10 protein-coding genes are annotated in these 11895 nt (G+C 71.6%); 2 read left to right on the forward strand and 8 right to left on the reverse strand.

The genetic code is table 11. The features are described from left to right. Positions 1–132: 132 nt before the first annotated feature. On the forward strand, positions 133–1683 hold the full coding sequence (locus tag AB0M79_RS04290; protein WP_364207685.1) for an aldehyde dehydrogenase family protein: 1551 nt from the start codon (positions 133–135) through the stop codon (positions 1681–1683). Positions 1684–1812: 129 nt separating this feature from the next. Here the strand turns inward: AB0M79_RS04290 and AB0M79_RS04295 are convergent, their stop codons facing one another. The 8 genes from AB0M79_RS04295 to AB0M79_RS04330 form a co-directional block, all read right to left on the reverse strand. Then, positions 1813–2892 (reverse strand): GNAT family N-acetyltransferase, encoded by a 1080-nt coding sequence (locus AB0M79_RS04295; protein WP_364207686.1) that lies wholly within the window; start codon positions 2890–2892, stop codon positions 1813–1815. 121 nt (positions 2893–3013) lie between these two features. Continuing rightward, positions 3014–3751, reverse strand: a complete 738-nt coding sequence (locus AB0M79_RS04300; RefSeq protein WP_364207688.1) for an amino acid-binding protein — start codon at positions 3749–3751, stop codon at positions 3014–3016. Between the two features lie 434 nt (positions 3752–4185). Beyond that, positions 4186–5232 (reverse strand): LacI family DNA-binding transcriptional regulator, encoded by a 1047-nt coding sequence (locus AB0M79_RS04305; protein ID WP_364207690.1) that lies wholly within the window; start codon positions 5230–5232, stop codon positions 4186–4188. A gap of 86 nt (positions 5233–5318) precedes the next feature. Then, positions 5319–6746 carry a GH1 family beta-glucosidase gene (locus AB0M79_RS04310; protein ID WP_364207692.1) on the reverse strand — a complete coding sequence of 476 codons (1428 nt, stop codon included), beginning with the start codon at positions 6744–6746 and terminating at the stop codon, positions 5319–5321. Then, positions 6743–7645 carry a carbohydrate ABC transporter permease gene (locus AB0M79_RS04315; protein ID WP_357536190.1) on the reverse strand — a complete coding sequence of 301 codons (903 nt, stop codon included), beginning with the start codon at positions 7643–7645 and terminating at the stop codon, positions 6743–6745. The genes AB0M79_RS04310 and AB0M79_RS04315 overlap by 4 nt, the downstream gene beginning before the upstream one ends. 10 nt (positions 7646–7655) lie before the next feature. Then, the gene (locus AB0M79_RS04320) at positions 7656–8639 is read right to left on the reverse strand and encodes a sugar ABC transporter permease (protein WP_357536188.1); all 984 of its coding nucleotides are present in this window, start codon (positions 8637–8639) and stop codon (positions 7656–7658) included. A gap of 72 nt (positions 8640–8711) precedes the next feature. After that, a complete protein-coding gene (locus tag AB0M79_RS04325; RefSeq protein WP_364207694.1) occupies positions 8712–10019 on the reverse strand; it encodes an extracellular solute-binding protein in 1308 nt (435 codons plus the stop codon). Positions 10020–10394: 375 nt separating this feature from the next. Further along, complete coding sequence (locus AB0M79_RS04330) at positions 10395–10940, reverse strand: plasmid pRiA4b ORF-3 family protein (protein ID WP_364207696.1); 546 nt, start codon at positions 10938–10940, stop codon at positions 10395–10397. A gap of 147 nt (positions 10941–11087) precedes the next feature. On the opposite strand from AB0M79_RS04330, the gene AB0M79_RS04335 reads away from it, so the two are divergent. Next, entirely contained in the window at positions 11088–11819 is a 732-nt protein-coding gene (locus tag AB0M79_RS04335) for a pyrimidine reductase family protein (protein WP_364207698.1), read from the forward strand. The last annotated feature ends 76 nt before the right edge of the window (positions 11820–11895 follow it).

An 11895-nucleotide genomic window follows, 5' to 3' on the forward strand; every position in this document is an offset into this window, starting at 1 on the left:
GCATCGGCCAATCCGTCCTGGTATACGGGCGTACGGTTGCCGCTGCTCTTCGTGACCGGCACAGTACGGCCTAGATCAGCGGTGCCACCGAAGCCGCCGCCAACTCTGGTCACACCTCACGAGGAGACTGCGATGGCCTTGCGCCTTGCCGACGGCACCGCATGGGCGGACACCCTCGCCCGTGCCGCTGCCGCCGCCCCCGAGGCATTCGACGGCGACACCCTGCGCAACCTGGTCGAGGGGTCCTGGAAGTCGTCCGGCACCCCGACCCCGGTCCGCACCCCGATCGACAACACCGTCCTGGTCAACCTGCCCCGGCTCGACGGCGAGTCGGCCCGGGCCGCCGTGGCGTTCGCCGCCGCCGAGCACCGTGACTGGGCCGCCACCCCGCTCGCCGAGCGCAAGGCCCGGGTCACCGAGGCCCTCGACGAACTGACCGTCAACCGCGACCTGCTCGCCATGCTGCTGGTCTGGGAGATCGGCAAGCCGTGGCGGCTGGCCTGCGCCGACGTCGACCGGGCGCTCGACGGCGTCCGCTGGTACGTCGAGGAGATCGACCGGATGCTCGCCGACGGCCGCGAACCGCTGCCCGGCCCGGTCAGCAACATCGCCAGCTGGAACTACCCGATGAGCGTGCTCGTCCACGCCGAACTCGTGCAACTGCTGGCCGGCAACGCCGTCATCGCCAAGACCCCGTCGCAGGGCGGCGCGGTCTGCCTGTCCGTCGCCCACGCCCTGATGCGCCGCGCCGGGCTGCCCGCCACCCTGCTCTCCGGCAGCGGCGAGGAACTGTCCGAGGTGCTGGTCCGGGCCCCCGAGATCGGCGCGGTCGCGTTCGTCGGCGGCCGCTCCAACGGCGGCAAGGTCGCCGCGGCACTGCTCGACTCCGACAAGCGGCACTTCATCGAGCAGGAGGGCCTCAACGCCTGGGGCATCTGGGAGTTCTCCCAGTGGGACATGCTGGCCAAGCACCTGAAGAAGGGCTTCGAGTACGGCAAGCAGCGGTGCACCGCCTACCCGCGCTTCGTCGTACAGCGGGAACTGGTCGACCAGTTCCTCGACATGTACCTGCCCGTCGTCCGGTCGGTCCGCTTCGGACACCCGCTCGCCGTCGGCGACGACTGGACGTCCGGCGACCCGCTGCCGGAACTCGACTTCGGACCGCTGATCAGCGGCGCCAAGGCCGAGGAGCTGCGCCGCAAGGTCGACGAGGCCGTCAAGGGCGGTGCGGTGCCGCTCTACCGGGGCCGGCTCGACGGGGCGCCGTTCCTGGACGGGCAGGACACCTCCGCGTACGTGGCACCGGCGGTGCTGCTCGCCCCGCCCGGCCGGTCGCGGCTGATGCACGCCGAGCCGTTCGGCCCCGTCGACACGATCGTCGTCGTGGACACCGAGGACGAACTGCTCGCCGCCATGAACGCCTCCAACGGTGCCCTGGTCGCCAGCCTCGCCTGCGACGACGAGGACAAGGCGGCGAAGCTCGCCGTCGACCTCCAGGCGTTCAAGGTCGGGATCAACAAGCCGCGCTCGCGCGGCGACCGCGAGGAGCCGTTCGGCGGCCGGGGCGCGTCGTGGAAGGGCGCGTTCGTCGGCGGCGACCTGCTGGTGGAGGCGGTGACCGTGGGTGCGGGCGACGGGCTCTACGGCAACTTCCCCGAATACAGCCGCTACCCGACGACCTGAGAAAACAGGGGGTTCCCTCCTTCCCGCCGTCCCACGGGAAGGAGGGAACCCCCTTTTCTTACACACCCCAGAAAGGTCCACCGGTGGCCCGGCCCTGCACCAGAAACCGGGCCACCGAGTCGTGCCCCGCTAGGCCGCCCCGGCGGCAGCGGGAGTCGTGGTCCGCCCGGCGGCCGCCCGGGCCACCAGCGGCATCGTGACGCTCACCAGGTCGCCGTCGCGGTCGACCGGCCCCGGCCGGCCCATCCGGGCCACCGTGCGCAGCAGCGCGACGTTGTCGGCATGGCCGTACGCGACCAGCGCCGCGAACCCGGCCCGGCCCGCGTTCGTGACCAGCCGGCGCAGCAGCGCCGTGCCCAGGCCGCGGCGCTGCCAGGCGTCCTCGACCAGGACCGCCACCTCGCCGACGCGGCCCTCGGCGACCATGCTCGCCATGGCCACGACCCGCTCCCCCTCGCCGCCGGCCGCGCCGCGGGCGGTCGCCACCAGGGTCACGCCGTGCGCCGGGTCGAGCAGCCGGCCCAGCCGGGCCGGTGACGGGGCGCCGCCGGTCAGGTAGCGGCGGTGCAGGGCGCCGGCCGAGCAGCGGTCGTGCATCGCCGCCAGCGCACCGGCGTCGTCCGGCGTGGCCGGCCGGACCGTCACCTCCGATCCGTCGACCAGGACCACGGTGACCAGTTCGTCGGTGCGCCGGGTGATCGACGACGCCAGCTCGACCAGGGCCTGTGCGCGGGCGTACTCGGCCGGGGTGAACACCGGCGCGTCCCGCCGGATCTCGTAGCAGCCGCCGGCCGGATCGGGCAGGCCCAACACCGTGTCGGTGAAGCCGGCACGGGCCCGGCCGGGCGTCGGCCGCCAGGTGACGGCGGTGGCGCCGAGCAGACTCCGCAGCAGCTCGCCGAGGCATTCCGGGTCGCGGACCAGCCGGGCCGCCAGCCCGAGCGCCCGGGTCGGCTGGTCGGCCAGCCCCTGCGCCTCGGCCCGGGTCACCCAGGCGTCCCGGCCGCGGCCCCGCTCGACGGCGGCGAGCAGGTCGGCCTCGTCGAGGGTGTCCGGGGCGTCGACGAGGAAATCGTCGACCGCGCCCGCCTCGGTCGTGTGCACCTGGACGGCGAGGATGTTGACCGACCGCAGGGCGAGACTCGCGGCCAGCACGGACAGGTATCCCGGCCGGTCGTCGACCGTCGCCCGGATCCGCCACAGCGCCATGATCTGCTCCTTTCGCCGGGGTTGCCGCCGGGACCACCGGTCCCGCCGCCCGCACCTCCTACAGTGCGGGCCGGCTGTTTCCCTCAGATTGCCCGGCGGTGACTTCTCCCGACCGGAAAACTCACGACTGCGTGACGGCCGGTGGCGCGGTCACCAGGTCGAGGCGGTCGCCGAGGATGACCGCGGCCGCCCGGACCAGCTGGGCGATCCGGTCGACCTCGGTGACGTGGAACGCCGCCGCCGGCAGCCCTTCGCCGTCGACCCGGGTCAGCATCAGCACCAGGCCGGCGCGACCGAACGGGGCGACCGCGTAACGGGTGCCGACCGGACCGTCCATCGACCGGGCCCGCAGCGGGGTCACCTCCGGCAACACCAGCGGTACGGGAGCCCGCCAGCTCGCGTACGCGACCGCGGGCTCGCCGCCGCCCGTCCCGTTCCCCTCGGTCGGGCGCGGCCCGGAGCCGCTGCGGGCGGCCCAGTCCGCCGGTACGACCGCCGCGGCCGCCCAGTCGGCGGCCAGCAGCCCGGGTACGGCGTCGACCAGGGTGGCGAGCCCGTCGGCGGGGTTCGCGGCGACCTGGGCCAGCAGTTCGGCGTCCTGGCCGCCGGTGGTCGGCGCGCCGATCGCCCGCCACACCCCGTCGACCTGCACACCGGGGATCGCGGCGAGGCCGGCGAGCAGCCGGTCGACGCGGGAGGCACCCGACCAGACGACGGTGAAGTCGTCGACGGCCCGGCCGCCCAGCCGCTCCAGCACCACGACCTGGACGATGTCGGCGCCGGCGACGCCCAGCGTGCGCGCCACCTGACCGAGCGCTCCCGGCCGGTCCGGCAGGGTGACCCGAACCCTCAGCAACATCTCAGCCCTTCCTCTCGGCGGTCCCGGCGCAGGACGACGCCGGCACTCGCGATCCAAAGCCTGCCGGGTGGGCGTTTCGCCCCTGTTGCCGTGCCATGACCCGGCAGCAACAGCCCAACTCTGACGCGACGGCCGATCCGGTATCACCCGTTCAGGGGAGCACGACACGGTGTCGCCGCGCCTCCCACTCTGCCCCGCACACACGCCGCTTGCCCCGGGTTCCTCGGAACCGCAGGTGCCCCGCCGCCGTCCCGTCCCGCACCCCCGGCCCTGGCGACCCTCCCGGCCCGTTGATCAAGGAGAAGGCGTGCCTGTTTCGGGTCGATTCGCCGGAACACTTGTCCTAGATCGACGCGCGCCTCCGGCGCGGGCGCCGCACCCCGCGCCGCGCGCACGGCGGGGCGCTCGCGCGGCGCGGCGGGGCGGGGCGGGGGTCAGGCGGAGGCGCGGGGGATGAGGTGGGCGTCGAGGAGGACGTACGGCTGTGCCAGCTCCTCGCGGCGGATCCGCGCGACCAGCAGCCGGGCCATCTGCCGGCCCATCTCCTCCACCGGCTGGTGCACAGTGGTCAGCGGCGGGTCGGACTGGCGCGCGATCGGCGCGTCCTCGAACCCGACGACGGCGACGTCCTCGGGAACCCGCCGGCCGGCCTCGCGCAGCGCCCGCAGCGCCCCGCAGGCCATCAGGTCCGACGCCACGAACACCGCGTCGATGTCGGCGTCCAACTCCAGCAGCCGGCGCATCGCCGACGCCCCGCTGGCCTCGCTGAAGTCGCCGTACGCGATCAGGGTGTCGTCGACCCGGCGGCCGCCGGCCTCGACGGCCGTGCGGTAGCCGGTGAGCCGGGCCACGCCGACGCCCATGTCCTGTGGGCCGGCGATGGTGGCGACCCGGGTCCGGCCGTCGGCGAAGAGGTATTCGACGGCCTGCCGGGCGCCGCCGGCGTTGTCGACGTCGACGAAGTACGACCCCTGGGCGCCCGGCTGGAGCATCCGCGCCGGCCGGCCGCCGAGCACGGTCGGCAGCCCGCGCTGCTCCAGCAGGGTCGGCAGCGGGTCGGAGTCGTGCAGCGACAGCAGCAGCACGCCGTCGACGTGCTGGCTGGTCAGGTGGTGCTCGACCCGTTCCCGCTCGGCCGGCGACTGGGCCATCGCCAGCCAGAGCTGCATCGGGGTCTCCAGCAGCCCGGAACTGATTCCGCGCACGATCCCGGCGAAGAACGGCTCGCCGAAGACGCGTTCCTCGGACTCGGAGACGACCAGCGCCACCGAGTCGGTCCGCTGGGTGACCAGGGCGCGGGCGGCCCGGTTGGGCACGTAGCCGAGTTCGGCGATGGCCTGCTGCACCGCGGCCCGGGCCTCCGGGCTGACCTGCGGCGAGCCGTTGACGACCCGGGAGACCGTGCCCCGGCCGACCCCGGCGCGGGCGGCGACCGCGTCGAGGGTTGGCCGCCCGAGCGAGCGGGTGCGCTGGGTTGTCATCGTCTGCTCCTCCGACGTCCGACGGGCCGGCGCCGCCCCGGGTGGGGGGCGGGCGCCGGTCGCCTCTGGTGCTGGCCGATCTCGCCCTATTGTGCGGCCAGCCCGTTACGTCGGATCACTTCGGCGTACCACCTGGCGCTCGACTTGGGAATCCGCAACTGGCTGTCGTAGTCGACGTGGATCATGCCGAACCGCTTCGTGTATCCCCAGGCCCATTCGAAATTATCCATCAGCGACCAGGCGAAGTAGCCGCGAAGCGGCACACCGGCCTCGATCGCCTCGTGGCAGGCGCGCAGGTGGGCGTCGAAGTAGGCGAGCCGTTCCGGGTCGTCGACCCGGCCGTCGACCACCCGGTCGACGAACGCGGAGCCGTTCTCGGTGACGTACAGCGGCACCTCGGGGTATTCGTCGTGGACCCGGCGCAGGATCTCGACCAGGCCGGGCGCGTCGATCTCCCAGTCCATGTCGGTGACCGGGTAGCCACGGGTGACGAAGCGCACGTCCTCGCTGCCCGGCCAGGACGACGGCGCCCGCCAGTACGGCTCGGGTTCGGCGCCCTCGACCGGGGCGGCGACCACGTGCCGGCTGTAGTAGTTGACGCCGAGCACCGACAGCGGGGTGCCGATGACGGCGAGGTCGCCGTCGTGCACGTGCTCGAACCCGGTGACGTCCCGCAGGTCCTCGATCAAGTCGGCGGGGTACTCGCCGCGCAGGATCGGGTCCAGGAAGATCCGGTTGGCGAGGCCGTCGATCCGGCGGGCGGCGTCCAGGTCGCCGGGCGCGTCGGTCTGCGGCGTGACCGGGTAGAGGTTGACCGTCACCCCGAGGTCGTGGTCGGGCCGGGCAGCCCGGATCGCCTGTACGGCGAGCCCGTGGCCGAGCATCAGGTGGTGTGCGGCGCGTACGGCGTCGCCGCCGTCGCTGCGGCCCGGGGCGTGCGCGCCGGAGCCGTACCCGAGGAAGGCCGAGCACCACGGCTCGTTGAGCGTGGTCCAGTAGCGGACCCGGTCGCCGAGGGCGGCGTGGGTGAGCGCGGCGTAGTCGGCGAACCGGGCCGCGGTGTCGCGGACCGGCCAGCCGCCGGCGTCCTCCAGCGGTTGCGGCAGGTCCCAGTGGTAGAGGGTCAACCACGGCTCGATCTCGTTCTCCAGCAGCTCGTCGACGAGCCGCCGGTAGAAGTCCAGCCCCTCCTGGTTGGCCGGGCCGCTGCCGCCCGGCTGGACCCGCGGCCAGGCGACCGAGAACCGGTACGACTTCAGCCCGAGGTCGGCCATCAGCCGTACGTCGTCGCGGAACCGGTGGTAGTGGTCGCAGGCGACGTCGCCGGTGTGCCCGTGCAGCACCTTGCCCGGGGTGCGGCTGAAGGTGTCCCAGATCGACGGGGTACGGCCACCCTCGGCCGCCGCACCCTCGATCTGGAAGGCCGCGGTGGCGGCCCCCCAGAGGAACTCGGGCGGGAAGGTCACCCGCTCGTCGAGCAGCGGGATGGTCTGCGGGTCAGCGGGCTTGGTCACGACTTGACGGCGCCTTCCATGATGCCGCCGATGATCTGGCGGCCGAAGAGGATGAACACGATGAAGAGCGGGAGCGTCGCGATCAACGTACCCGCGAAGATCTGCGAGTTGTCGGCGAAGTACGCCGAGTTCAGCGTACGGAGGGAGATCTGCACGGTCGGGTTGGCCGGATCGGCGAGCACCACGAACGGCCAGAAGAACTGGTTCCACTGCTCCATGAAGGTGAGCAGGCCGAGTACGGCGGCGGCCGGGCGCAGGGCCGGTGCCACGACGTGCCAGTAGATCCGCCAGGTGGAGCAGCCGTCGACCCGGGCGGCCTCGATCAGCTCGTTGGGTACGGCCTGTTCGGCGTACTGGCGCATCATGAAGATCCCGAAGCCGCCGATCAGGAACGGCACGATGACCGAGGGCATCCGGTTGAGCCACTCCAGTTCGGCCATCAGGATGTAGAGCGGCAGCACGCCGAGCTGGATCGGCACCATCATCGAGGCCAGGATGACCAGCAGCATCGCGTTCTTGCCGCGGAACTTCAGCTTGGCGAAGGCGAACCCGGCCAGCGAGCCGAAGAAGACGGTGGCGACGGTGATGGTGCCGGACACCAGGAACGAGTTGAGCAGACCGGTGAGGATGTTGGCGTCGGTGTTGGACAGCACCCGTTCGACGTTCTCGCCGAGCTTGCCGCCGGGCAGGAACGGCGGTGGCCAGGCGTTCGCGGCGTCGTTCGTCCGCGACGCGATGACGATCATCCAGTAGAACGGGAACAGCGACAGGATCACACCGGCGACCAGGCCGATCCAGGTCAGCGGGGTGGCTCTGAAGAGCTTCTCGCCGGCGGAGCCGTGGTCGGCGGGCTTCTTGCGGCGGTTGGATACGGGCGGGCGCACCATGGTCGTGGTCATCGCGGATGCCTCACTTGTCCGAGCTGATTCGACGGGCGAGCAGGTAGTTGACGACCGACATGAACGCGATGAGCAGGAAGAGGACGAGCGCGACCGCGCCGGCGTACCCCCAGCGGAAGCGCTGGTTCATCACGTCGAGCAGATACATGGTGATCGTCTGGAACTGGCCCTGGGAGCCGCCCGAAAGGCCGCCCGAACCGCTGGTGAACAGCAGCGGCTCGGTGAAGAGCTGCAGGCCGCCGATGGTCGAGATGATCAGCGTGAAGATGATCGTCGGACGTAGCTGCGGGATCGTGATCGACCAGAACTGCCGGATCCGGGACGCGCCGTCGAGCGACGCGGCCTCGTACATGTCCTTGGAGATCGACTGCATGGCGGCCAGGTAGATCAGCGCGTTGTAGCCGATCCACCGCCAGTCGACCATCGTGGAGATCGCGAACCAGGAGGCGAAGCGGTTGGCGCGCCAGTCGATCGGATCGATGCCGACCAGGTCGAGCGCCCAGTTGACCAGGCCGAAGTCCCGGGAGTAGATCATTGAGAAGATGAGCGCCACGACGGCGGTGGACGTGATGATCGGCATGGCGATCGCCATCCGGAAGAAGGTCTGGCCCTTGATCCGGCGGTTGAGGGCGTTGGCCAGCATCAGCGCGAGCAGAAGCTGCGGGACGGTCGACATGATGAACATGCCGAACGTGTTGAGGACCGCGTTCCAGAACTGGGGGTCGTTCGTGAGCAGCTCGACGAAGTTGTCCAGGCCGACGAACGAGATCGTGGTGTTCAGCGGCGACCGGTCGGTCAGCGCGATCCAGACCGTGTAGACGATCGGGTACGCGCCGAAGATCGCGAAGATCACGAAGAACGGCAGCACGTACAGGTACGGCGAATACTTCAGGTCCAGCCGGGTCAGCGAGCGGCGGCGCTCGCGGTCCGGCTTCGGCTCTGCCCGGCGGCCGCGCGACCGGGCCGGGGAAGCCGTGTCGAAATCCAGGCTCATGGATCCTCCAACTGGGAGTGGACGCGGCGTCGGGGCGACGCCGACGGCGTCGCCCCGACCCTCTGCGGCCGGTTACTTACCGGCGGCCGCACCGTTCTTGACCGCGTCCTGCCAGGCCGCGTCGGGCGCCTGGCCCTGCTCGACGGCGCGCAGCGCGTTCTCCACCGCGGTCCGCACGGCCTGGTTCTTCGGGCCGAGGTAGACCGGCTTCAGCTCGGTGGCACCGGCGGCGAAGATGGTGCCGGTCGGCGCGTTGTTGAAGTAGTCGTTGGTCGCGGAGGCGACCGCCGCGTCCGTCAGGGCCTGCGGCGACGACGGCAGGTTGCCGACCTTCTTGAACGCCTCGACCTGGCCCTTGGCGCTGCTCAGGAACTTGGCCAGTTCGACGGCCTCCTTCTGGTGCTTGCTCGACTTCGGCACGCCGAGGAACGAGCCGCCCCAGTTGCCGCCGTTGCCGGGGGCCTTGGCGATGTCCCACTTGCCGGCCGCGGCGTCACCGGCCTGGCCCTTGATGACACCGGTCATCCAGGCGGGGCAGGCGATGGTGGCGAAGGTCGCGTTCTTGAAGCCGGCGTTCCACTCGTTGGAGAACGACTGGAGGTTGTTGGACAGCCCGGCCTGGATCATCTTGGTGGTCAGGTTGAACGAGGTCCGGACGTCGGGGTTGCTTTCCAGGACCAGGTTGTTGCTCTTGTCGTAGTAGGTGTAGCCGGTGCCGGCGCCGGCGACCTGGCTCAGCACCACGTTGAAGAAGTTGGTCGCGGCGTCGACGAACTTGTTCTTCTTGTCGGCGGCGGCGAACTTCGTGCCGGTCGCGATGAACTCGTCCCAGGTCGGCCAGAGCTTGGCGACCTCTTCGCGGTCGGTCGGCAGGCCGGCGGCCTGGAACAGGTCGGTGCGGTAGCAGATCGCCATCGAGCCGACGTCGGTGCCGAGGCCGAGCACCTTGCCGTCCGGAGTGCTGCCCTGCTCCCACTTCCACGGCAGGAAGTTGCCCTTGAGGTCGTTCGCGCCGTGGTCGGCCAGGTTCACGAACTTGTCGGCCTGGGCGTAGAACTGCACGATCGTGCCCTCTTCGATGGCGACCACGTCGCCCGCGCCGGCACCGGCGGTGATCTGCTGGGTCAGGCGGGTGTTGTAGTCACCCAGGCCCAGGCCCTTGCCGCGCTCCTGGATCTTGATGTTGGGGTTGTCGGCCTGGTACTGCTCGTACAGGGCCTCGTATCCGAATCCCTGGTCGCCGAAGACGTCGACGATCAGCGTGATGGGCTCGTTCGGGTCGGCCGAGTCCGAGTCGTTGCCGCAGGCGGTCGCGGCGAAGACCGCGACGGACGCGAGTGCGGCAGCCGCGATCCGCCGACGGCGGGGCGTGACGATCATCCTGACCCCTCTCAGGTCGTGATGTCTTTCTTGGTGGTGGGGGATCTCTCCGCACACGGAACTCGGTGTCGTGGCGTGGACCACACACCGCCGGGAGCGCTCCCATGAGATTGCCGACACGTTTCCTGAGTGTCAATAGACCCTTGGGAGCGTTCCCATTTCGTTACCGCCGCCCTCTCGGCGGAGGGCCGGACCGGGGCTCGGCCGTCGGCGGATCGCGGTGGTCGGGCGCGGCGTGACGGGTTCCCTGATCACCGTGATCAGGGACCGGACGGCACGGCACGCCGACGACCCGCCCGACCTACTCCCTGATCACGCGGATCTCGGGGCGGGGCCGGGCAGGGCGGGCGACCGGGAAGGGAGCCGGGAAGAGAGCTACGCCAGGCGGCGCAGGAGGGTGGTCACCCGGTCGGGGGCGAAGGTCCACGGGTCGAACGGGCGGCCGATCCACATCTGCAGCTCGGCGTAGCGGGGGTGGGCCGGATCCGAGACCGCGACCAGGAACTGCTCGTAGCCGAACGCGCCACCGACATCCTCCGGCGGGCAGGCCCGGCCGCCGTCGACGCACACCGGGTAACGCTCCCCCGGCTCGGCGCCGAAGACGTCCTCCACCACGATCTCGTGCTCCCACCAGTCGCCGAAGTCGTACGTGTAGAGGAACCGGGTCCCCTTCGCCCCCACCGTGTCGAGGCGTACGTCCAACTCGTCGCGCAGGGTCAGCTCGCCGTCCGGATCCGGCTCGCCGTACTGCTGGCCGCCGATGTCGAACGAGTGCAGGTGACAGTCCTGCCAGCCCATCGCGTGCTGGACCACCCGGTGCAGGCGGTCGAGCGTGTAACCACCCGGCACCAGCACCCGCCGCCACACCGGCGGGGACACGTCGGACAGCGAAACCTTGAGCTGGAAGATCTGACGCGGCATGGCCTGGCATCCTTCGGGCTAGGCTTCCCCCATGATCTGCCGCGCGTGCCGGGAACGCCGACACGACGACTGTCGGGGTCGCAACTGGTGCGACTGCCAGCACCGTACCGCCGTACCGACCCCTCCCGTGACCGGACCGGCGGGCGAATGACCGCCATCCGCCGCTTGTCACCCGATCCGGCCACCGCCGGCATCGACGACGACACGATCGCCGACCTGTACGGCCGCCCCGCCGAAGCCACCCTGCGGGTCAACTTCGTCACCAGCGCCGACGGGGCGGTGGAGATCGAGGGACACTCCGAGGGGCTGTCCGGCGGGCCGGACAAGCGGGTGTTCGGCGTCCTGCGGATGCTCTGCGACGCCCTCGTCGTCGGCGCCGGAACCCTGCGTCACGAGGGCTACCGGGCGCTGCGCCTCGACGAGCGCCGCCGGGCCTGGCGGGTGGCGCGCGGGCTCCCGGCGTACCCGACGCTCGTCGTGGTCTCCGGCGCCCTCGACCTCGACCCCCGGCAGGCGGCGTTCGCCGACGCGCCGGTACGGCCGGTGATCCTCACCCACGGGCGGGCGCCGCACCGGCCCGACCTGGCCGAGGTCGCCGACCTGGTGACCGTCGGCGACGACGCGGTCGACCTCGGCGCGGCGGTCGACCTGCTGCACCGACGCGGGCACCGGCAACTGCTGTGCGAGGGTGGCCCGCACCTCTTCGGCGGGCTGACCGCCGCAGACCTGGTCGACGAGGTCTGCCTGACCGTGTCGCCGCTGCTGACCGGTGCCGGCGCCGGCCGGATCACCGCCGGTCCGGCGAGCCCGCCCCGCACGATGCGGTTGCGGCACGCGCTCGCCGCCGACGACGTCCTGATGCTCCGCTACACCCGCTGACCGTCCTGTCCGGCCCGCGCCCGAGCCGCGCTGATCAAGGAGTTGTCGCGCGACAAAACGCACGGACCGGGCACGG

Origin of the sequence: Polymorphospora sp. NPDC051019 (genome assembly GCF_040683055.1) — a bacterium.
In the GTDB taxonomy this organism is placed as follows: Bacteria; Actinomycetota; Actinomycetes; order Mycobacteriales; family Micromonosporaceae; genus Polymorphospora; species Polymorphospora lycopeni.